Raw genomic sequence first — 22,316 nt, 5'->3', positions numbered from 1 at the left:
TCACACCTATTCCTGGTAATCTCGGACCATGACACCCACCACGCCGGAGCCGGGCCCCGGGGAACACAACCTGGGCTGGTCCCTGGCCGTGCTGCTGCGCCGCTGGCACGAACACGTGGAGGCGGCGCTCGCCGACCTCCCGCACGGGAGCCGCGGCTACCACGTTCTGGCGGCGGCCTCGCGGGGTGACGCCCCCACGCAGGCCGCACTGGCCGAGCGGTTGCTCATCGACCGCAGCGTGATGACCTACCTCATCGACGACCTGGAAGCCGCCGACCTGGTCCGGCGCCGCGCCGACCCGGCCGACCGCCGAGTACGCAGGGTGTGCGCCACCGACCACGGCTCCGAGGTCCTGGCCGGCGCCAACGAACTGGTCGAGCACGTCGAGGAGCGGCTGCTGGGCGCACTGGACGCCGACACCCGGGCGCTCTTCCGCGCGGCCGCCGGACGGGCCGCCACCGCCGTCCAGGAGGCCTCCCCCGACACCGACCCCTGCGCCGCCGTCCTCCAGGTGACCCGGGACGGAGCAGGCCCCACCGGGTGACCCTGTGGACGACGAACACCGCGTGTCGCCGCGAGTCGGTAGGCTCCCACCGAGTCCACGAACCACCTGACGAGGGGAACCGGTGTCCGAGGCTGTCGAGAAGGTCCTAGCCGTCCTTGACCGGATGGGCGCCCCGCACGCCCTGGCGCCGCGCCTGGTGTCCGCGCTGGGCCCCCAACCCGCCGCCGAGCTGGACGCCAACCCCTGGCTGCTGCTGCGCCTGCCCGAAGTGACCATCGAGCAGGCCGACTACTGTGCACGCAGGCACCTGGGCGGAGCCGCCCGTCCCGACGACCCCCGCCGCCTCGGCGCCCTGGTCGGACACACGCTGCGCACCGCCGCCCGCCGGGGGCACACCGCGATCGAGGAGAAGAGGCTGACCACGGTGGTCGGCCAGCTCGGCGTGGCCGATCCCCGAGCCGCGCTGGAGGCCGCCGTCGCGGCGGACGAGATCGCGCTGTTCGAGAGCGGCGACGAGGCCGACGACGACTTCGACTTCGAGGAGGGCGGTGTCCCGGAGGTACCGGACCTGCCCGATCCCGAGCGCCACTACGCCCCCTACGACGTCGGCCACGCCGAACAGCGCCTCGGTGAACAGCTCCTCCGCCTGATCGGCGGCAGCGAACCGATCATGGACCCGATGACCGCCGCCGAGACGCTGGAGGCCGCCACCTCAGAGCACGGTCTCGCGATCTCCGAGTCCACCCGGGAGGCGGTGCTCACCGCCACCATGCGCCCGGTGACGGTGGTGCACCACGGCCCCGGCGACCAGGCCGAGGCCGCGCGGACCCTGCTCTGCCTGACCGGGATCGCCCGGGAGAGCCAGGTGGGGATCGCGGTCGTGGCTCCCACCGCGCAGACCGCCGCCGCCGTCAACGCCGACCTGGACCGGTTGCTGGTTGCCGAGGGCGAACCGCCCGTGCGCGCGGTGTCCCTGGCCGCCCTGCTGGCGGGAGGACCCGCCTCGGCGGGGATCGTCGTGCTGTGCGAGTCCATGTCCCTGGGTGTGGCCCGGATGGCGGACCTGACGTCGGTCTGCGTGGACGACGCGCACCTGGTGCTGCTGGCCGACCCGGACCAGGCCCCCTCCGCCACCCCCGGTCGGGTGGTGGTCGACGTGGCCGCCTCACGCACCGCGCACGTCGCGGTCGTCGCCGACGACGCCGAGCCCTCCCCGGTCGCCAAGCTGGCCCGCGCGGTCGCCGAGGGCGACTGGACCGAGGTGGAGGCGCCCGACCGCGAGGTCGTCCGGGTCCCCGCCGCCTCCTCCGAGGAGGCCGCCCACCGGGTGACGCAGCTGGTGACCGACTCCATCCCCCGGGCGCTGGGGATCGGTTCCGACCAGGTCCAGGTGGTCACCTGCCGCGAGGACGGCCCGGCCGGTGCCCGCGCGCTCAACGCCGCCTGCAAGGAGCGCCTCAACCCCGGACCGGGAGCCCACGGCGGCTTCGACGTCGGCGACCGCGTGGTCCTCACCGCCGAGGGCACCGGCTACGGCCCCGGCGACACCGGCTATCTGCGTGCGGTGTCCGAGGGCGCGGTGATCGAACTTGCCGACGGTACGACCGTCACCGTCACCGACCCGTCCGCACTGCGCCCTGGATGGGCCGTGAGCGTGGCCGTCGCCCACGGGAGCCGCTGGCCCGCCGTGGTGGCGGTCTTCCCGCCCCAGGTCCCGGTGTCCCGCCCACAGGTGTACACGGCTCTGACCAGGACCACCCGACACGTTTCCGTGGTCGACGCCACCGAGGGCGCCCTGGAGACCGGGGTCCGCGAGACCCTCGCCCCGGACCGCACCACCCGCCTGGCCCTCATCCTCCGCGCGGGCTGAGGCCGGGCGCCGAAACCGGACGACCCGGACATCCCCTGTCCGGGTCATCCGCGCTCCGGTTGGGAGGGCGCCGTCGTCGGTCAGGACCCCAGCTCGATGGTGACCTCCTCAGTGACTCCGTTCACGGTGACACCGATCTCCACGGTCCCCTCCCCCAGGGCGCTGAACCGGCCCGTCGCCGGATCGAACGCGGCGACGTGATCGGCCCCGGCGTCGTCGGCCGGACCGATGTGGACACCGTCGGAGCCGGACCAGTCCGCGCTCACCGGGTAGGCGACCGGCACCGCGGTGCCGTCGTTGTCCACCGTCGCGACGACCTCGGCCTGCTCACCGACGGCGACCGAGGCGGGCGCGTCCAGCTCCAGCCCGTCCACATGGGGGCGCAGCTCCGTCACCACCCAGTCCTCCTCGGGCTGTCCCCCGGTGTCCACGCCCCACAGCGACCAACCGGTGAACCCGCCCTCCGCGGGTCCGGCGGAGGGGTTCTTCCCGGCGTTTCCGTTGACGACGTAGGGCACCCCGTCCACCCGCTCGGCGTGGAACACTCCCACGTGCGCCCCGATGAAGACCGCCCCCTTGCCCGTCTCGGTCTGGAACTCGCCCAGCCAGCCCTCGACCGTGGCCGCCTCCTTGCGGTCCGCCAGCTCGCTCGCCTTGGAGGGCAGCGGGTCGCGGAAGGGCACGTGCTGCGCGACCACCACCGACGTCACGGTGGGATCATCGGCCGCCGCGTCCAGTTGCTCCCTCAACAGCCGCAACTGCGACCAGTCGCTGGCCTGGTAGGAGAAGCGGGCCGTGTCCAGCAGCACGAACCTCGTGCCGTGGTGGTCGACCACCCGCCGGGTCTCTCCGAACGCCTCCCGGAAGTTGTCGAGCGTGCCCCCGGACACCTCGTGGTTGCCCGGCACGTAGTAGTAGGGCAGCTCGCCCTCGAGTTCCTCGTCGAGGATGCGCTGGGCCAAGGCGAGGTCCTCGGGCGCGGCCTCGTCGACGAAGTCACCGTTGATGATCAGGAACTCCGCGTCGCTGGCGCGGATCTCCCGGAGCGCCCGCCGCGTGTAGGCGACGATCTCGCTGTCCGGATCACGTGCGACGAACTGGGCGTCCGACAGGACGGCGAACCGCCAGTCCTGTTGGGCCACGGCCGCGCCGGAGGCCACCACCGGGTCGGCGACCGGTTCGGTGGGCGGCACGTCGACCGGCGGCGGCACCATGGCGGTCACCTCGTCGATGACCACCTCGCCCTGGTAGCCGGCCCCGGGCTCGGTCTCCGCGAAGTAGACACGTCGCAGCGACAGCGGATACTGCGTGCCCGGCGGAACCCTGAAGACCAGTTGCTGCCAGCCCGGTTCGTCGAGGTAGCCGGCGCGCATCGCGGGCACCAGCTGCCCGGCACCGTCCCAGACCTGGAGGCTGGCCCACTCGCCGTTGCCCTCCGAACGGACCCAGGCGCGCAGCTCCTGCGGCTGTCCGGGGATCTCCCGCTCCCCGCCCGGCGGCAGGACACCGCCGGTACGGGTCCCGGTCGAGGCGGTGAAGTCGTAGGTCAGGTTCACGCCCTTGCCGTCGCGGCCCTCGGCCACCGCGACCTCCCCCTCGGCCCGCTCACCGAAGTAGGACCAGTCAGCGGCGTCCTCGAAGTCGGCGACGACGACCTCGTCCAGCCCGACGGTGACCGCCATGGTCGTCTCGACGTCACCGACCCGCACGGTGGCGAGCGTGGAACCGCTCTCGGTGGCGGCCCGGACCTCGAAGCGACCGTCCTCGGTCACCGAGACCCGGGCGACGCTCTCGTCGACGGTCAACTCCACGTCGTCCGGCTCGATCGGTGCGGCGAACCCGTCCGCGTCGTAGCCGGTCACCTGCACGACGGCGGAGGCGTCCGCGTCGGAGAGTCCCACCCGTTCGGGTGTGGTCCCGATCCGGGCCAGATCGCCCAGGACGGTCAGTTCGATCTCGCCCCGCGCACGGAGCTTGCTGGCCGTGACCGTGGCGGTCCCGGCTGACCGAGCGGTGAACACGCCCTCGCGGTCCGCCACCCCGACTCCGCTGTCGTCGGACCGCCAGTTCGGCACGGCCTCGGCCGGACCGTAGGTCTCGTCGTGCCCGGCCGCCGTCAACCTTCGCGTCAGTCCGGGGAAGACCCGATCCGTCCGACTGGGCGCGACGTACCCGGAGCCGTCGACACGTTCGGGGGCGATCACGGTCTCCACCCAGAAACCGTCGATCCGGCCACTGCCCTCGGGGGCGAACAGCCCCAGCCCGTTGGGGACGAGGCGCTCCTCCCCGTCCGAGGGCCGGTTCTCCACCCACACCTCCTCCGCGCCGGGAGTACGCGCCACCATCGTGGCCGAGCCGCCGCCGTCCAGGTTGACCGCGGTGTGCGCACCGGCCTCGACCATCATCTGGCCGAGCTCGTCCAGACCGACCCCCGCCGAGAACGCGGGCTGGCGCCCGTCCACACTCAGCAGGTACATCCGCGAGCCGTCCTGGGAGAAGCCGATGGCCATGCGCGGGGCACCGGGGACGTTGTTGCCCTCCGAAGCCCGCTGCACCCGGCCGTCGACGACGAGCATCTGTCGGCCGTTCAGCGCCGCGTGGATCTCCTGATCCGCGCTGGTGCGCGCGTCGTAGTCGATACCGACCGGGTCGCCCACCTCCAGCGAGGACAGTGCCTCGGCACCGTCCTCACGCCCGACCAACACGAAGCTGTCGTCGGCGATCGTTCCCTCACGCGGATCCTCCACGATTTCGGTGACCACGCCGTCGGTGACGACGACCTCCAGCGTCTCCGAGGTGCCCTCCACCACCCGGCAGCGGCAGTAGGACCCCCACAGCGGGGTGAACGCGGCGATCTCGCCGGGCCCCAGAGAGGGCTTGTTGATCGCGTCCAGCGACGGGGTTCCCTCGGGCAGTTCGATGGTCCCCTCGAAGAACACCTCACCGATCGAACCGAGCCCGTCGGGGGTGAAGACGGCGGAGGACTCGCGGTAGTCGTCGGTCATCGGCGACTGGATGAGCTCACCGCTCCGCACGCCCACGCCCTGCGGAGCTCCGGAGGCGTTGATGTCGAAGAAGTCGCCGTTCACCGCCGCGACCGCACCGGCCCGGTCGGCCTGGGTGCTCAGGGGCTCCCGTTCGGTCACCTGGCCGGGAAACAGGTAGTCGACGCTGACGTCCCCGGTGAGGTCCGTGGTCAGCAGGTCGCCCTGGAGCCAGTTCGGATCTCCCGTGTAGCCGTCCGGCCCGTAGGTGTCGAACGAGGTCAACGTGACCCCGGGGGCGACCGGCCTCTCGGACTCGAACGTCTCCAACCGTGGCGCGGGGTCGTCGACCCTGGTGGCCGAGCCACCCGGTGGGATCTCGACGGTCTCACTGAACCCGGTGTGCTCCCGGGGATCGTCGCGGGGGTCGGCCGCTGCCGCGACCGGTGTGAAGGTGAGGACCAGGACGGAACCCGCTGCCACGAGGGCACTCGTGCGTGAGCGGATCGACCACCGGCGATTCATGGAAAGCCTCCGGGCGGCTGGGGGATCGAGGAAGCCCTGTGCGTCAACTTCCTACCATCTGCCCCATCCTTTGTGTAGGAGGTGAACGTCGTCGTGGTATGTCCGTTTCGCTGAGGAACGCGCCTCTTCAAGGGCATGACCGGCACATACACACGCCCGCTGACGGCACCGGGTTGAGCACGAGTATCCAGATTTCATCTGAACCCCGCCGGTGCGTCATACGGAGTCCGACTGATCGCGTCCCATCACGCGGCGCCGCGTCGCCGGGTGGAAAGCCCACGCGCCTGTCCGTGTTCCGCCCCGGGGCGTCCGCGTTGAGGACGGATCCGGCGACCGGAGGGGGACGGACGCCAGGGTGGAGCGGCCCGGCTCGAAAGAATCCATGGATCCCGGGGAACTCCTCGCGGCCGAGGGACGACTTCTCGTAGTGCCGACCACGTGTCGCACACGACGAGGAGGATCCATGCGGGGCATCCCCGGCCTACTCTGCGCCGTCACCACCGTCCTGGTGCTCACACCGGCCCCGGCGCTCGCCCACGACACTCTGCTCTCCTCGGTCCCAGGGGACGAACAGGCGCTCCCGTCCGCTCCCGAGGAGGTCAGGCTCACTTTCAGCGGGGAGCCGATGGACGTCTCCACCGCCGTGCTGGTGCTGGACTCCGAAGCCGAACCGGTGGCCACCACGGAGCCACTCGTGGACGGCCACGAGGTCAGCGTCGAACTGCCCCCGGACCTGGCCGACGGCGGGTACGCGGTCCGCTGGCGCGTGGTCTCCAGCGACGGCCACCCCATCAGCGGCGCCCTGACCTTCCAGGTGGGCGAGGGCGGGCCACCCCCTCCCGACCTGGAAGCCGCCCCGGCCAACGAGACCGACGGCGAGGACGCGGCCGCAGGCCCCTCCCCGAACGCCGCCCTTCCCCGCGAGGCCGTCCTGGCCCTGGCCGGAGCCCTGACCGGGCTTCTCGTCTACGCCGCCGCCCTGCGCCTTCGGCGCCCCACCGACCCGCGACGCCCCATGACCCAGCACACTCCAGTCGAACAGGAAACCCGATGACCCTCGCCGCCCGCTCGCTCCTGATCCCGACCGCCGTGAGCGCCGCCCTGATCCTGAGTGCCTGCGCCTCGACCTCCCCGGCGGAGGAGGACGCCGCAGTCCAGGAGGGTTCCGCCGCACAGGCCGATCTGGTCTCCGTCTCCGACCCGTGGGTCAAGGCGGCCGCGGCCGACGACGGCATGACCGCCGCCTTCGGCATCCTGACCAACGAGGGCGAAGCCGAAGCCCTCATCGTGGCCGCCAGTGCCGACGACGTCTCCGACATGGTCGAACTGCACGAGGTCGTCAGCGGGGACGACGGCAACATGGTCATGCGGGAGAAGGACAGCGGCTTCCCCGTTCCGGCCGGATCCGAACACGAACTCTCCCCGGGTGCCGACCACATCATGATCATGGGCCTGGCCCAGGACCTGGAGCCCGGCGCCGAGGTCACCGTCACGCTCGAGTTCGAGGACGGCTCCACCCACGAGTTCACCGCCCCGGTGAAGGACTTCGAGGGCGCGAACGAGAACTACGACGGGGACCACGGGGACTCCGACGACGACCACGAGGGCCACTGATGGAGCACCCCACGGAGGAGGGTGCTCGACCCTCCCGCAGAAGTGTCCTGTTGGGCGGTGCCGCTGCCGCTGGAGTGGGCGCGGTGACCCTCAGCGGTGGTGACGCCCTGGTCCGCTCGCTCCGCTCACCCGCGGAGTCCCCCTCGGCAGCCGGGCAGGTGCACGGTGAACGCACCCACCCCTTCCACGGCGCCCACCAGGCGGGGATCGCGACTCCACCGCAGGCCCACGCCAGGTTCGTCGGCGTCGACCTGCACGAGGACGTCGACGCCGACGGGGTACGACGGCTGCTCACGCTGCTCTCCGACGACGCGGCGCGGCTCACCCAGGGCAGGTCCGCACTGGCCGACACCGAACCCGAGCTCGCCCTCTCGCCTGCGGGCCTGACCGTGACCCTGGGCTTCGGCCCCGGTCTGGTGGAGCGGGTCGACCCGGCCCTGGTCCCCCAGTGGTTGGGACCGTTGCCGGAATTCGACACCGACCGGTTGGAGGACGGCTGGTCCCACGGCGACCTGCTCCTCCAGGTGTGCTGCGACGACCCGCTGACGCTCTCGCACGCCGCACGCATGCTCCTGAAGGACACCCGTGCCTTCGGTTCGGTGCGCTGGACGCAGGACGGCTTCCGCCGCTCCTACGGGGCCGAGCCCGAGGGAACGACCATGCGCAACCTCTTCGGGCAGGTCGACGGCACGGTCAACCCCGAACCGGACGACGAGGACTTCGGTCCCCTGGTCTGGTGCGGGGAGGGCGCTCCGGCCTGGCTCCGGGGCGGCACGGCCCTGGTGCTGCGGCGCGTCTCCATGGACCTGAGCGAATGGGACCGGCTCGATCGCCCCGGCCGGGAGGACTCGGTGGGGCGCCGCCTGGACAACGGTGCTCCCCTCACCGGGCAGGCGGAGCACGACGACCCGGACCTCGACGCCCTGACACCGCTCGGGTTCCCGGTGATCGCCGAGTACGCGCACATCCGCCGCGCCCGCTCGGAGGACCCGGACGAGAGGATCTTCCGGCGCGGCTACAACTACGAGTCCGGGGACGACGCGGGGCTGTTGTTCGTCTGCCACCAACAGGACCCGCACCGGCAGTTCGTGCCCATCCAGCGCCGCCTCGACGAACTGGACCTGCTCAACGAGTGGATCACCCACATCGGCTCCACGGTCTTCGCGATCCCGCCCGGCTGCTCGGAGGGGGGCTTCGTGGGGCAGACCCTGTTCGAAGCCTGACGCCTGTCGCGGGGCAGGACCGCCAGCACGGTCGCCCCGGTCGGAGCCGCTGTGTGGCTCCGACCGGGGCGACCGCTCCTCGCGGGCCGGCTATCCGGCCGAGCGCAGGCGTCCGATCATGCCGTCGAGGTCGGCGCGCACCAGGTCCGGGCGGATGAAGTGGCCGCCCCCGGCCTCGTGCGACTCGTGCGGGATTCCGGCGCCGTCCAGCAGGGCGCGGAACTCGCGCTGACCGGCCAGCACCTGCTCCTCGTTCATCCGGTCGAAGAGGTCGAAGGGGTCAGGGCTGTCTCCGGCGACCATGAAGACACGCTTGCCGCGGTAGCGCTCGACGTTCTCCACGGCGTTGTCGGCGCTCACCCTGGCCTCGTTCCACGGCACGCCGTAGACCGTGCCGCCGCCGAGCTCGAAGGCTCCGGAGGTGAAGTTCGCCCAGTGGGTGACCAGCCCGAGATCGCGTCGCATGCTGGCGGGCCCCGAGTAGGAGCTCACCGAGGCGAAGTGGCCGTAGTACTTGGCCGCGTACTTCAGCGCGCCGAAACCGCCCATCGAGAAGCCCGCGACGGCGCGGCCGTCGAACTCGGCGTGCGTGCGGAAGTTCGCGTCGATCCATGGCAGGACCTGGTCGATGTGGAAGGTCTCCCAGTTGCGGGGACCGACGTTGGTGGTGACGGGGTTGCTGTACCACCCGCAGGGCCCGCCGTCGGGCATCACGATGATGATCTGCTTGTCCTCGGAGAGCTGGCGGATGCCTGCCCTGTCCCAGCTGATGAAGTCCTGGCCGGGGCCACCGCCGTGGAACAGGTACAGCACCGGGTAAGTGCGTCCGTTGTCGCGGTAGCCGTGCGGCACGAGGACGTTGACGGCGGGGTTCCACCCGATCTCGTCGGTCTCGAAGCGGTAGTACCACATGCGGGGGTCGTCCTCGTTGTGTGCGACGAGGCGGAGCCCGGCGTGGTCAGGCGCGGGCAGGTTCTGGGCGACCGGGTCCGCGTGGGCCGAGGAGGTCGCCGCGAGGACGCCTCCGGAGGTCACGGCCAGACCGAGGGAAAGACCGCCGACGCTCTTGAGGAGGCTGCGTCGGCTCGGGGGGTTCGGACTCAAGTCGACTCCAGGGGGAAGACGGGGGCGCTCGTGCGAGCCGTCCTGTCCCGAGTGCCGGATTCGCAGGGGTACACCGGGACCACGGCTCTTGCGAGACGGCCACCTTCGTGACCGCCGCCTCAGTGAAACAGAGCGCGTTGGTGGGCGCACGGGGGGTTGTCATAACGGATCCGACAATTTTCGTCACTCAGAGCTGGAACTGAGTTCGTTTCCTACATGGGCATGTGGCCCGGGCCGGGCCCGCCTCTCAGGGGTGGTTGACAACCGGGTCCGGCCTGTTGATCCTGACCCTCCGACGACCACGTAGGAGCGATCGTGATCGACCCCCACTCCCCCCGGCTCCCCCACTCGTCCCACGCCGACCCTTCCCCACGAATCGATCGGTCCACGTTCCTGCGCGGCTCCGCGGGGGTACTGCTGGGCTCCGGGTTCCTGCTCGGTGCGTCATCCTCCACGGCCGCGGCCGACCCCTCGGCCCGACAGAACCTCGAGGTCACCAAGGTCGGCGACCTCACCGGCCCCGGCCTGACCACACGCTTTCGCATGGAGGCCACCGACCTGGGCATACCGGTCCGCACCCCCGACGGACGCATGCTGTTCGTCTTCGGCGACAGCTTCGAGGAAGCCGTGGTCGGCGGCGGGTGGTGGCGCTCCCCCACCGCCCTGTACTCCACGACCTCCGAACTCGGCGCCGGGGTGGAATGGTCCGGAGCGGTGGGAGGGGAGTCCGCTGAGCAGCTGTGGGACTACGACCACGACAACCCGGTCTTCACCACCGTCCTGCCCTCGGACGTGATCACCATCGGCGACACCATGTACCTGCACGCGATGGTCAACAAGGGGCTGGGCAACGTGGTCTGGACGGAGGTCTGGCGTTCGGACGACTCCGGAGCCACCTGGGTGCACACCGGCGCGCACTTCGACGCCGACCTGCACGACGGCCTGTTCCAGCTGCTCACCTGGGCCGAGGGTGACGACGGATTCGTGTACGTGTACTCCACCGCCTTCACCCGCAGTCGACCGATCATCCTGCACCGGGTCCCGTCGTCCGCCATCGCCGACCCCGGCGCCTACGAACCCTGGGGGTACCGTGACGGTGTCTGGGAATGGGGGCTGCCGCCCACCCCCGTCCTCGAGGGTTCCTTCGGGGAGCTGTGCCTGCGCCCCCTCGAAGGGAAATGGGTACTGACCTGGTTCAACGCTGGCGACTACCGCATCGACGGCATCATCGCGGACACCCCCACAGCGAACCTGCACACGGCCCACCGCCGCACGCTCATCCACGGTGGGGCGTGGGGCGAAGAGGACGACTCGCACGTCGCCCAGCTCTATGGCGGCTACATCATCCCCGGTTCCACGCTGGACGATCTGCACCTGACCGTCAGCCAGTGGAACACCGACCACGACTGGCCCTACCGGGTCATGCACCACCGAATTCGCGGCTTCGGCTCCTGAGCCTGCCCACGGCACCCTTGGCTCAGATCGTCCCCGATCGTCCCCGAGTGCGAAGGACACCCCCCGGGCGACACCCCCCTCACGGGGGAGGTGAGCCTTCTCCGGGCAGAACGGCTCCGTGTGGGACCGCGACAGCCCGAGGTCGGCCACCGGTCCGTCGCCTCCCCCTCGGCTCCGTTCCACCCGGTGACGCGGGGCCCTTCCCCTCTGGAAGGACCCGGTCCCGGACCGGCGGGGACCGGCGGGGACCGGCTCCCGGCGGGGGTCAGGACGCGGTGCGCCCCACCCCCTGGAAGGTGCGGCGGTAGGCGCTGGGAGACACCCCGAGCCCCGCGTGCATGTGCTGACGCAGCGACGCCGAGGTACCGAACCCGGCCACGTGCGCGATCCGGTCCACTGGCAGGTCCGACTCCTCCAGGAGCTGCCTGGCCCGGTCGAGCCGCTGCTGGGCGAGCCACTGACCCGGTGAGTGGCCCACCTCGTCCCGGAAACGACGCGTGAACGTACGCACGCTCATCGCCTCCTGGTCGGCCATGTCACTGAGGCTCGGCTGGAGGTGGAGGTGGTCCAGCGCCCAGGCCCGGGCCCGGGAGGTCGCGGACCGTTCAGGGTCGGGCACGGGGCTGCGGATGTACTGGGCCTGCCCACCGTCGCGGTGCGGCGGTACCACCGTGTTCCGGGCCACCTCGTTGGCGATGGAGGCGCCGTGGTCCGTACGGATCATGTGGAGGCTGAGATCGATCCCGGAGGCGACCCCGGCAGCGGTCAGCACGCGCCCGTTGTCGGTGTACAGCACATCGGGGTCGAGGTCGATGTGCGGATACATCGCGCGGAAGTACCCGGCTGACTTCCAGTGCGTGGTGACGCGGCAACCCTCCAAGAGCCCGAGGGCAGCGAGCACGAAGGCGCCCGTGCAGATGGAGGCCACCCGCGCGTGCTCGGGGATGCGGTTGACGACAGCCGCCAGGGCCGGGGAGATCGGGTCGTGCGGGCGTTCCAGGTAATCCTCCTGCGCCGCAGGCAGGATCACCGTCTGCGCCTCGTCGAGGGCCTCGGGCCCGTGGCGGACGTTCAGGGTGAAGTCGGTGTCAGTGGTGATCACGCCCGGTTCCACGGCACAGGTCACGACCTCGTAGAGAGGTTGGCCGTCGGGCCCACACGCCCGCCCGAAAAGCCTGTGGACGATCCCCGTCTCGATGGGCAGCAGGCCGTGACGGGCGAGCACGGCCACACGGTGGCGATCTGGATCCGCGAAAACGGTCATGGCCGGATTCTTTCACACATTGGCTTTCGAGACACTGTCCGGATCGGGCCCCGCACAGGAGTCTGGACACATGACTTCGACAGACCACTCCAAGAGCAGCGGAGAGACCGCCGTCAACAACGGGCGAGCGCCCGCACTGGTCCACCGAGCCTGGCTGATCGCGCTCGTCGCGGGCGCGACCATCGTCGCCGCGGCGGCCTTCGCGGCGATGCCGGGGCTCCTCGTGGACCCTCTGCACACCGAGTACGACTGGTCGCGCGGCTCGATCGGTGTCGCCGCCTCGGTCAACATGATCGTCTACGGCCTCATCGCCCCCTTCGCGGCGGCGCTGATGGACCGGTTCGGCATCCGACGCATCGCGCTGGTCGCCCTGACGACCGTCATCTCGGGAGCCGGGCTGACCACGGTGATCACGGACTCCTGGCAGTTGACCCTCTACTGGGGATTCCTCGTCGGCGCGGGCACCGGATCACTCGCGATGACCTTCGCTGCCACCATCGCCAACAACTGGTTCGTTGAGCGCCGAGGTCTGGTGATCGGCGCACTGACCGGAGCCAGTGCGTTCGGACAGCTGGTGTTCCTTCCCGCACTCGCGTGGATCATCGACCACCAGGGGTGGCGTCCGGCCATCGTGACGCTGGCCCTCACCGCGTTCGTGATGATGATCCTCGTCGCCCTGATCCTGCGTGACCATCCCGCCGACGTGGGCCAGCGGCCCTACGGAGCCACGTCCTTCGTCAGCAAACCGCGGACGGAGCAGGGCGCGGCCCGCCGAACGGTCCGGGTCCTGCGCGACTCCCTGCGCAGCCGACAGTTCTGGCTCCTCGCCGGAACGTTCGCAGTGTGCGGCGCCACCACCAACGGCATCATGTGGACCCACTTCGTCCCGGCCGCGCAGGACCACGGAATGGCCGTGACCGTCGCGGCGGCGCTGGTCTCGGCCATCGGTGTCTTCTCCCTGGTGGGCACCATCGCCTCCGGCTGGCTCACCGACCGCGTCGACCCGCGTGGCCTGCTGGTCGCCTACTACCTCGGCCGGGCCGTGCTCCTGGCCGTGCTGCCCGCACTGTTCGGCCCGAACGCCGGCGCCGCGCTCATCGCCTTCGTTGTCGTCTTCGGCCTGCTGGACGTGGCGACCGTGCCCCCGACCATCCTGCTGTGCCGCCGGGTGTTCGGGGCGGACGGCGCGATCGTCTTCGGGTGGGTGAACGCCATCCACCAGGTCGGCGCGGGAGCCATGGCGGTCTTCGGCGGATTCACGCGCGACGTGACCGGGAGCTACGGCCCGGTGTGGTTCATGGCCGCCGGGCTGTGCGCGATCGCGGCGGTGCTCGCCCTACGGATCGCCCGCGGTGACGCGGGCACGGAGAACGACCCCGCGCCCGGAACGCGGACAGCGAACCCGGACAACGACGACGAACAGGCCAGGGTGTGAGCACCATGAACCAGAACGGTTTCGGCCACGACGCGAAGGGCGACCCGACGCGTCTCGAGGGAACGGCGGCGTTCCCCGGGGAGGGTTCCCCCAGTGAGGGGAAGCCACATCGAGCCCCCTCGCTCCCCTTCTCCCTCGTTCTGCTGCTCCTGGTCGCCGGCGTGGCCTACGTGGGCTTCGCCGGGCTCGACCAGAGTCTGCGAGCGGCGCGTGGGGAAGGCGCCCCGGGGGTGTTCACCATGTCGAGTCTCACCTGCGTCCAACACCCCGGGCACGAGTCGTGCACCTGCAACGGCACCTACACCGCGGACTCCGACGGCGAGGCGCGAGGCGTCTACCTTCACGCCGCCGGGCGCGAGACCTGTCAGGAGGGCGAGGAGATCCCGGCTGTCGACGTGGGCGCCGAGAACCGGGTCTACGGTCCGGACGGCTCACGCGAATGGATACTGTCCTCGGTGCTCCTCGCGGGGTCCGCGGCGGCCGTCGGCGGGATCACGGCGACGTGGGTCCGCCACCTACGCGGGGTCAGGACCAATGGACAGTGGCGAGGCGGATCGCCGACCACCACCCGGAGGTCACCCGGACGGCCTCACCAACGACCCGGATCTCATCGACCTGGGCGCGCAGGTGCATACGACGGCGACACTGCCCACCCGCATGACCATCTTCGATCGCGCCGCCGCGCTGGTCGCGCTGGATGACGAGGACACGGCCAAGGGCTCGGTGCTGATCAGGTCGCCCGGCGTCCTGGCAGCGCTCCGCACTCTCTTCGAATCGGTCTGGGAAGCGGCCCGTGAACTGGCCCCCAGGTAGGCGGCGACCGCGGTGACAGTGCCGTCGGATCGCGGCGGGTGAGCGTGGTGTGGCGCAGCTGGCGCCGCCCGTGAGATCGAATGCGAAGCCGCCGACGATCCTTCAACCGCGGACGCCGCAGATCCCCTCTCCACAGACAGGCACCCCACTCCGTGACGTTCGGCGACCGTTTCCTCACTGTTTCCGGGGAGTTGACGGGACTCGAAGAATGATACAGCCTATACACTACAGGCTGTGACGCTGGTCACGGCGGTGTTCGAGGAGGATCAGGATGACGGTTGTACTCGCCCACGCCCCGGTGGATTCCGCCGAGGCCGCATTCGAGGTGGCGGTGCGACAAGCCACCCTCCAGGGGTGGGAGCTGGTGATCGCCAACGCGGCCTCGCACGACGCCCCAGCCGATTCCCGAGCGGTGGGCGACCCCGCCCTGCGGGACCTGGCCGAGCGTGCCCGGCAGGCGGGGGCCCGCGCACGTGTGGTGCGCCTGGCCGACGCCGATGCCGCGGCCGCGCTGCTGGACCTGGTCGAGAGCGTGACCGCGGACCTCCTCGTCATCGGGGTGCGTCACCGGTCGGCGATCGGCCAGCTGCTCCTGGGCAGCACGGCACAGCGTCTGATCCTTGAGGTGAAGTGCCCGGTCCTCGCGGTGAAGGCCCCACAGGCAGGACGGGAGCAGGGTTCCTCGTGATTGGCAACAGGGGACTCTTCGCGCCCGCGGCAGGCCTGGTCCTGGTCCTGACGACCGGCTTCTTCGCGGTCCAGGACGCGGTGGGCCGGGACGAGGGTTCGCTCGCACGCTCGGCTCTGACCGTGATCGCCCCGGCGGCCGCCGGGGGCGGATGGGATCTGGCGGCCCGCGAGTTCCAGCAGGCGACCAGGACCGAGTCGATCGTCAACAGTGTCCAGGTCGTGAACGTCCCCGGGGCGGGCGGCACCATCGGCCTGGGCCAGCTGCAACAGCTGGAGGCCGATCCCACCACCGTGATGATCACCGGCGCAGCGATGGTCGGCGGCGTGGAGATGGGCGGTTCCTCGGCTCGGCTGAGCGACGTCACCCCCATCGCTCGGCTGACCGACGACTACGAGGTCATCGCGGTCCCCGCCCACTCACCCTGGGAGACACTCGACGACTTCCTCGACGACTGGCGGGAGAACCCCGACATCCCCGTCGGCGGAGGCTCGGCGGGCTCACCGGACCACCTGGTCGCCGGACAGCTGGCTGAGGCGGCCGAACTCGATCCGTCCGAACTGCACTACACACCGCACGCCGGCGGGGGCGAACTCACCCTCTCCCTGCTTTCCGACGCCCACGGCACGGTCCAGATCGGGGTCAGCGGTTTCAACGACTTCCGTGACCTCATCGAAGGTGACCGTCTGCGCGCCCTGGCCGTGGTGGCCCCCGAACGGCTGGAGGGCGTGGACGTCCCGACCACCTCCGAGCTCGGCTACCCCTCAGTGGACCTGGTCAACTGGCGCGGCGTCGTCGCCGCACCCGGTGTCTCCGACGAGGAACAGGCGGAGCTGCTGGAGATCACCGAGGAGATGTACCAGGCACAGACCTGGCAGGACGCGATCGAACGCAACCGGTGGGAACCCAGCTGGGCCGGGCCGGAGGAGTTCGCCGGGTTCCTCAGCGAAGAGGAGACCCGGATCCGCACGCTCATGGTCGACCTCGGCCTCATCGACGAGGCCTGAGTCCCAGGACCCCACGGAGGAGAACATGTCCGACACAACAACTGATCAATCCCCCGCCCCCGGCCCTCCCTGCGAGAGCGAACCCGCACGTCCGCTCTCCTTCTGGGAGGGACGCGGAGAACTCGTCATCGGCGCGGTCCTGCTGCTCATGGCCGCGGCTCTGGCGCTGGGCAACCTCGGAATGGACGTCATCGGCGACGGGGGGCTGCTCGGACCGCAGGGCTTCGGCTGGTTCGTGGCCGCGCTCGCGGCGGTCATCGGCGTCCTGCTCGTCGTCTCGGCGCTCCGGCGCACCCCCGAACGCCGCCGGTCCCTGGCTGCTCAGGAGCGCACCAACTGGCGGGCCGTCGGCCTGGTGATGCTCGGGATCATCGCCTTCAGTGCGCTGATCGACACCGTGGGTTGGCTCATCATGGCCACCCTGATGTTCGCGGCCGTGGCCACGGGGCTGGGCAACCGCAACCTGTTGCGCAACCTCACCGTCGGCTTCGTCATGGCCTCGGTCATCCAGATCGTCTTCAGCGGCATGCTCGACCTCAACCTGCCCTCCGGTCTCCTCGGGGGGTGGTGACATGGACCAGCTGACGCATCTCCTCGGCGGGTTCGGCGACGTTCTCACACCGATGAACCTGGTCTGGATCACCCTCGGCGCCTTCCTGGGCACTGCCGTGGGCGTGATGCCGGGCCTGGGGTCGGCCATGGCCGTGGCCCTGCTGCTGCCGATGACCTTCACGCTCGACCCGTTGGCCGCGCTCATCCTGTTCAGCGGCGTCTACTTCGGAGGGCTCTTCGGGGACTCCACGGCGGGCATCCTGATGAACACCCCGGGAAACAGCACCGCGATCGCGACCACCTTCGAGGGCCACACGATGGCCCGGAACGGGCGGGCTCCGCAGGCGCTGGCCACCTCGGCGATCGGCGCGTTCCTGGGAGGCATCCTGGCCACGGTCCTGGTGGTGTTCTTCGCGCCCACCATGGCCGACATGGCGACCAAGTTCGGTCCCGGTGAGTACTTCGCCCTGGCGCTGTTCGCCTTCGTCGCCATCTCGGCCATCGTCTCCGAATCCCCCCTCAAGGGCCTCGCGGCACTGGCGATCGGCCTGGGGCTCGCACTGGTGGGCACGGACCAGTCCACCGGCACGGCGCGATTCACCTTCGAGGTCCCGGCGCTCTTCGACGGGATCAGCATCGTGGTGATCACGGTGGCCGTGCTCGCGGTGGGCGAGGTGCTCCACGCGGCCGGTCGGGTGGGCCACCGGGGAGCGAACGAGCTCGTACCCTCGGCGGGGCGTCCCTGGCTGTCGCGTCGAGAGTTCCGTGCCGCGCTGCCCGCCTGGCTGCGGGGCGCGAGCATCGGTGTGCCGTTCGGAATCATCCCCGCGGGCGGGGCCGAGGTCCCCACCTTCCTTGCCTACAGCACCGAGCGCCAACTGGACAAGCGCCGCGAAAAGCCGCTGTTCGGCACCGGCGCGATCCAGGGTGTGGCGGCTCCGGAGGCGGCGGGCAACGCCACCGCCGGGAGCGCGATGGGGGCCCTGCTGTCGCTGGGGCTACCGACTTCGGCGACCGCCGCGGTCCTTCTGGCGGCCTTCCAGCAGTACGGGATGCAGCCGGGACCGCTGCTGTTCGAACGCAACGGCGACATCGTCTGGGCGCTGCTGGCCGGCCTCCTGCTGGCCACGGTGGTCCTGCTGATCATCAACCTGCCCTTCGCACCCCTGTGGGCGAAGCTGCTGTTGTTGCCGCAGTCGTACCTCTACGCGGGCATCACCGTCTTCGCGAGCCTCGGCGTCTACGCCACCGGGGCCAGCCGGACCGACCTGGCCATCATGTGTGTACTGGGGGCGCTGGCCTTCGTCATGCGGCGCACCGGCGTTCCGCTGGCCCCGATCCTCATCGCGGTGATCCTGGGCCCTCTGGCGGAGTACTCCCTGCGCGACGCGATGGCCAACTCCGGCAACAACCCGCTCACCCTGGTCAGCAGCCCCATCACCATCGCCCTGTACAGCCTGCTGCTGCTCGGAATGGTGTGGACGATCTGGCGGCGGTTGCGCCCCGCCCGTCCCTCCAGGCCCGCGATCGAGGAGGAGGTCGAGGAGCGCGGCAGGGTCTAGGACGCCCCTGTGTCACGCGTCAGGGCCGCCCGGAGTTCTCCGGGCGGCCCTGACACCTTGGGGTCCGGGGAGGTCAGCGGTCCCCCACCGCTTTGAGAGTTCGCTCCAGGATGTAGGGCAGGAGACCCCCGTGGCGGTAGTAGAGCTGCTCGCGCGAGGTGTCCAGCCGTGTCCGCACGGCGAACTCCACGACATCGCCGGTGGCCAGGTGACGGGCGGTGACACCGAGTCGGGCCGGGACCTCCTCCCGACCCTCCATACCCGTGAAGGTGTACTCCTCCTCGCCGGACAACCCCAGGGCCCGGGCGCCCTGTCCGTCCTCGAACTGGAGCGGAAGCACGCCCATCCCCACCAGGTTGGAGCGGTGGATGCGCTCGAAGGACTCCGCGATCACGGCCCGCACGCCCAACAGAGCGGTGACCTTGGCCGCCCAGTCGCGGGAGGAGCCCGTCCCGTACTCCCTGCCACCGATCACGATCAGTGCCTGTCCCCGGTCCCGGTGCCGGTCCGCGACCACGTGCACGTCGTCGACCACGCGCTCCCGCCCGTCCGCGCCGAAGTCGACGGCATTTCCACCCGGCAGCCCCGGCGTCATCCGGTTCTCCAGCCGGGGGTTGGCGAACCCGCCCAGCTTCATCACCTTCCAGTTGCCCCTGCGGGAGGCGTAGGTGTTGAGCTCCCGCACCGCCACGCCCTGACCGGTCAGGAAGGTCCCGGCGGCGCTCGTGGTGGGAACGCGACCGGCGGGACAGATGTGGTCCGTGGTCACGGAATCGCCGAGCAGCTGGAGAACCCGCGCACCGGAGATGTCACGGTGCGAGGAATCGGAGTGCCTTCCGCCCAGCTCCAGGAACGGGGGGCGCTGGAGGTAGGTGGATGCGGACTCCCAGGTGAACACGCTGCCCTCCGGAACGGCGAGGCCCCGCCAGTTCTCGTCTCCGTCGAACAGGGTGCGGTACACCTCGGTGTACATGGAGGGCTCGATGGAGGCCGAGGCCACCGCGTCCACTTCGGCTTCGGTCGGCCACAGGTCGGACAGCATGACCGGCTCGCCGTCCGTGCCGGTGCCGAGCGGTTCCGTGGTCAGGTCGATGTCCACTGTGCCCGCCAGGGCGAAGGCCACCACCAGGGGCGGTGAGGCGAGGAAGTTCAGGGCGACGTCGTTGTTGATGCGTCCGTCGAAGTTGCGGTTACCGGAGGTCACCGACGCGACCACCAGCCCCCGGTCCCTGACCGCGGACTCCACCTCGGGTAGGAGGGATCCGGAGTTGCCGATACAGGTCATACAACCGAACCCGACCAGCCCGAACCCCAGCCGTTCCAGGTCCCCCATCAGGTCGGCGCGTTCCAGGTAGTCCACCACCACACGGGACCCGGGGGCCAGGCTGGTCTTGACCCAGGGCCGGGGACGCAGTCCGCGCCGCACCGCGTTGCGGGCCAGGAGTCCGGCGGCCACCATCACCGCCGGGTTGGAGGTGTTGGTGCAGGAGGTGATCGCCGCGATGGCGACCGCACCGTCCCGTGATCCGCTGGCGGCGTTCGAGCCGGGGTCGGCGGGAACGTCTCCGGGAACCGGTGCTCGATCCAGCTCGGCCAGGGAACGGTGCAGCGCGTGCGCCGTGTCCCCCAAGTTGACCCGGTCCTGCGGGCGGCGGGGACCGGCCAGGCTGGGCACGATCTCCCCCAGGTCCACCGTCACCGTCCGATCGAAGCGCGGACGGTGGGCCGGGTCGTGCCACAGGCCCTGTTCCTTGGCATAGGCCTCCACCAGAAGGACCCGTTCCTCGCCCCGGCCAGTGAGCCTCAGGAAGTCCAGGGTGCGCTGGTCCACAGGGAAGACCGCGGCGGTCGACCCGAACTCCGGGCTCATGTTGGCCAGGGTGCACCGGGTTGCCAGGCTGGTCGCCGCCACACCGGGACCGAAGAACTCCACGATGGACCCGACGACGCCCAGGCGTCGCATGCGTTCGGTCACGGTGAGCACCAGGTCGGTGGCGGTCACCCCCGGCCGCAGCTCACCCACCAGTTCGACCCCGACCACGGGAGGGATCAGCAGGGAGACGGGCTGGCCCAGAACGGCCGCCTCGGCCTCGATACCGCCGACGCCCCAGGCCAGGACCGACAGCCCGTTGACCATGGTGGTGTGGGAGTCGGTTCCGGCGACGGTGTCGGGAAAGGCCAGACCGTCACGGACCTCCACCACCCGGGCGAGGTGTTCGACGTTGATCTGGTGCATGATCCCCGCGCCCGGCGGGACGACCCTCAACGTGCTCAGCGCCCGCTGACCCCACTTGAGGAACCGGTAGCGCTCGCCGTTGCGCTCGTACTCACGCCGGACGTTGAGCCGGGGGGCGTCGGGCCGGGCGAAGAAGTCGGTGGAGACCGAGTGGTCGACCGTGAGCTCGGCGGGGACCACGCCGTCGATCAGACCCGGGTCCTCACCGCGTTCGGCCACCGCGTCCCGCAGCGCGGCGAGATCGGTGAGCACCGGTACGCCGTTGGTGTCGTGGAGGAAGACCCGCGAGGGGTGGAAGGCGATCTCGTGTGAACCGGTCCGTCCCTCGACGACCGCTTTGACGTCGGCGGTCGAGACGAGGTCACCGTCCTCGTGGCGCAACAGGTTCTCCACCATGACCTTGTGCGCGAAGGGCAGGTCCTCGACCCCGGGGACGGCTTCGAGATGGAAGAACTCGAGGTTGCTTCCAGCGGTGCGCAGCCTACGGCGGCTGCGGTGTGAATCGATCGACATCGAACCTCCTAGCCTATAGGCTACACGATGTAAGTACTCAGCATCGGCCGGTATTCTGTCCCTCAGAGAGGACGGGGACACGTGGCACAGAAGCAGGTCTTCAGTAAGAGCGAGTACGCGTACGGAGAGATCAAGCAGCGCATCCTCGCGGATGACCTGCGCCCCGGAGCGGCCGTGAACCAGGAGGGCATCGCGGCGGAGCTGGGCATCTCGACCACTCCGGTGCGGGAGGCGTTCAAACGCCTGGCCAGTGAAGGGCTGATGGTTCTGGCGACCCACAAGGACGCGCGGGTCACCGAACTGACCTTCGTCGAGGCCCGGAGCCTGTACGAGCTCCGCCTCAACATCGACCCCCTCGCCGCACGTTGGGCCGCCGAACGACGCACCGAGGGCGACATCGCGGCCATCCGCGCGGCCGTCAGCGCTCTGCACCCGCTGACCGGCACCGCCGAACTTCCGGCCCTCATCGCCCACCGCGAGTTCCACCGCGCCGTCTACCGGGCCTCACACAACCAGCCCATGATCGAGATCCTCGACAGCCTGTGGGACAAGGCCGACCGGTACCGCCAGTTCACACTGAAGTACCGAACCGACACCGAGCCGGAGATCGAGCGGGTGCGAGCCGAGCACCAGGCGCTCGCCGACGCCGTGATCGACGGCGAGCCATCGGCGGCTGAGGACGTCATGCGCCAGCACATCTCCCGCAGTCTCGGTCGGCAGGCGATCGAGAAGCTACGGCCGGAGGAGACCCCGGAAAGCTGACCAGCGGCCCCGAGAGTGCAGACAGGCGACCGCCGCCACCGGACGACTGACCCGACCTCGGGAGACCTCTGGAACCCGAGCACCGCGTGAGGGACACCGGATCACCACCGCCTGACGCTCTCGGGACCCGTGTTCTCCTCTCGCTTGGCCGTCTATGTCACCACTGGGCCGGTGTCCTGGCTGGACGGAGTGGACCCCGGCATC

The 22,316-nt window shown here is 70.5% G+C and carries 17 protein-coding genes; 13 read left to right on the top strand and 4 right to left on the bottom strand.

The features are described from left to right. Positions 1 to 28: 28 nt before the first annotated feature. Both BDW27_RS18095 and BDW27_RS18090 read left to right on the top strand, forming a co-directional pair. Positions 29 to 544 carry a MarR family winged helix-turn-helix transcriptional regulator gene (locus BDW27_RS18095; protein ID WP_110050458.1) on the top strand — a complete coding sequence of 172 codons (516 nt, stop codon included), beginning with the start codon at positions 29 to 31 and terminating at the stop codon, positions 542 to 544. 82 nt (positions 545 to 626) lie between these two features. Further along, entirely contained in the window at positions 627 to 2,375 is a 1,749-nt protein-coding gene (locus BDW27_RS18090) for a helix-hairpin-helix domain-containing protein (RefSeq protein ID WP_110050456.1), read from the top strand. Between the two features lie 80 nt (positions 2,376 to 2,455). On the opposite strand, the gene BDW27_RS18085 is transcribed toward BDW27_RS18090, so the two are convergent. Beyond that, entirely contained in the window at positions 2,456 to 5,884 is a 3,429-nt protein-coding gene (locus BDW27_RS18085; protein ID WP_110050455.1) for a phosphodiester glycosidase family protein, read from the bottom strand. 463 nt (positions 5,885 to 6,347) lie between these two features. Here BDW27_RS18085 and BDW27_RS18080 point away from each other — a divergent pair, with 463 nt between their 5' ends. Genes BDW27_RS18080 through BDW27_RS18070 form a run of 3 tightly spaced genes read left to right on the top strand, consistent with a single transcriptional unit; the run spans position 6,348 to position 8,721 of the window. Further along, positions 6,348 to 6,938, top strand: coding sequence for a copper resistance CopC family protein (locus tag BDW27_RS18080; RefSeq protein WP_110050453.1), 591 nt, complete (start codon positions 6,348 to 6,350; stop codon positions 6,936 to 6,938). Beyond that, on the top strand, positions 6,935 to 7,498 hold the full coding sequence (locus BDW27_RS18075) for a copper chaperone PCu(A)C (RefSeq protein WP_110050451.1): 564 nt from the start codon (positions 6,935 to 6,937) through the stop codon (positions 7,496 to 7,498). Before BDW27_RS18080 ends, BDW27_RS18075 begins: the two co-directional genes overlap by 4 nt. After that, a complete protein-coding gene (locus BDW27_RS18070) occupies positions 7,498 to 8,721 on the top strand; it encodes a Dyp-type peroxidase (RefSeq protein ID WP_110050450.1) in 1,224 nt (407 codons plus the stop codon). The genes BDW27_RS18075 and BDW27_RS18070 overlap by 1 nt, the downstream gene beginning before the upstream one ends. A 90-nt stretch (positions 8,722 to 8,811) precedes the next feature. Here the strand turns inward: BDW27_RS18070 and BDW27_RS18065 are convergent, their stop codons facing one another. Then, positions 8,812 to 9,825 carry an alpha/beta hydrolase family protein gene (locus BDW27_RS18065; RefSeq protein ID WP_110050448.1) on the bottom strand — a complete coding sequence of 338 codons (1,014 nt, stop codon included), beginning with the start codon at positions 9,823 to 9,825 and terminating at the stop codon, positions 8,812 to 8,814. A gap of 315 nt (positions 9,826 to 10,140) precedes the next feature. Here BDW27_RS18065 and BDW27_RS18060 point away from each other — a divergent pair, with 315 nt between their 5' ends. After that, a complete protein-coding gene (locus tag BDW27_RS18060) occupies positions 10,141 to 11,280 on the top strand; it encodes a DUF4185 domain-containing protein (RefSeq protein ID WP_199560695.1) in 1,140 nt (379 codons plus the stop codon). Positions 11,281 to 11,545: 265 nt separating this feature from the next. Here the strand turns inward: BDW27_RS18060 and BDW27_RS18055 are convergent, their stop codons facing one another. Beyond that, the gene (locus tag BDW27_RS18055) at positions 11,546 to 12,544 is read right to left on the bottom strand and encodes a GlxA family transcriptional regulator (RefSeq protein WP_026129439.1); all 999 of its coding nucleotides are present in this window, start codon (positions 12,542 to 12,544) and stop codon (positions 11,546 to 11,548) included. A 70-nt stretch (positions 12,545 to 12,614) separates the two neighbouring features. On the opposite strand from BDW27_RS18055, the gene BDW27_RS18050 reads away from it, so the two are divergent. From BDW27_RS18050 to BDW27_RS18025, 6 genes are all read left to right on the top strand, one after another. Continuing rightward, positions 12,615 to 13,979, top strand: a complete 1,365-nt coding sequence (locus BDW27_RS18050) for an MFS transporter (protein WP_110050446.1) — start codon at positions 12,615 to 12,617, stop codon at positions 13,977 to 13,979. Positions 13,980 to 14,513: 534 nt separating this feature from the next. Then, entirely contained in the window at positions 14,514 to 14,792 is a 279-nt protein-coding gene (locus BDW27_RS27275) for a hypothetical protein (protein ID WP_158543591.1), read from the top strand. Positions 14,793 to 15,063: 271 nt separating this feature from the next. Next, on the top strand, positions 15,064 to 15,480 hold the full coding sequence (locus BDW27_RS18040) for a universal stress protein (protein ID WP_110050444.1): 417 nt from the start codon (positions 15,064 to 15,066) through the stop codon (positions 15,478 to 15,480). Further along, positions 15,477 to 16,487, top strand: a complete 1,011-nt coding sequence (locus tag BDW27_RS18035; protein WP_199560694.1) for a tripartite tricarboxylate transporter substrate binding protein — start codon at positions 15,477 to 15,479, stop codon at positions 16,485 to 16,487. Before BDW27_RS18040 ends, BDW27_RS18035 begins: the two co-directional genes overlap by 4 nt. Before the next feature lie 25 nt (positions 16,488 to 16,512). After that, positions 16,513 to 17,058 carry a tripartite tricarboxylate transporter TctB family protein gene (locus BDW27_RS18030; protein WP_110050442.1) on the top strand — a complete coding sequence of 182 codons (546 nt, stop codon included), beginning with the start codon at positions 16,513 to 16,515 and terminating at the stop codon, positions 17,056 to 17,058. A gap of 1 nt (position 17,059) precedes the next feature. Continuing rightward, positions 17,060 to 18,601 carry a tripartite tricarboxylate transporter permease gene (locus BDW27_RS18025; protein ID WP_110050441.1) on the top strand — a complete coding sequence of 514 codons (1,542 nt, stop codon included), beginning with the start codon at positions 17,060 to 17,062 and terminating at the stop codon, positions 18,599 to 18,601. Between the two features lie 73 nt (positions 18,602 to 18,674). Here the strand turns inward: BDW27_RS18025 and acnA are convergent, their stop codons facing one another. Further along, on the bottom strand, positions 18,675 to 21,350 hold the full coding sequence (gene acnA / locus BDW27_RS18020; protein ID WP_110050439.1) for an aconitate hydratase AcnA: 2,676 nt from the start codon (positions 21,348 to 21,350) through the stop codon (positions 18,675 to 18,677). 81 nt (positions 21,351 to 21,431) lie between these two features. On the opposite strand from acnA, the gene BDW27_RS18015 reads away from it, so the two are divergent. After that, the gene (locus BDW27_RS18015; protein WP_110050437.1) at positions 21,432 to 22,112 is read left to right on the top strand and encodes a GntR family transcriptional regulator; all 681 of its coding nucleotides are present in this window, start codon (positions 21,432 to 21,434) and stop codon (positions 22,110 to 22,112) included. The last annotated feature ends 204 nt before the right edge of the window (positions 22,113 to 22,316 follow it).

The organism is Nocardiopsis sp. L17-MgMaSL7 (assembly GCF_003182025.1).
Classification (GTDB): domain Bacteria; phylum Actinomycetota; class Actinomycetes; order Streptosporangiales; family Streptosporangiaceae; genus Nocardiopsis; species Nocardiopsis prasina.
This window is presented reverse-complemented; position numbering and strand designations above follow the sequence as displayed.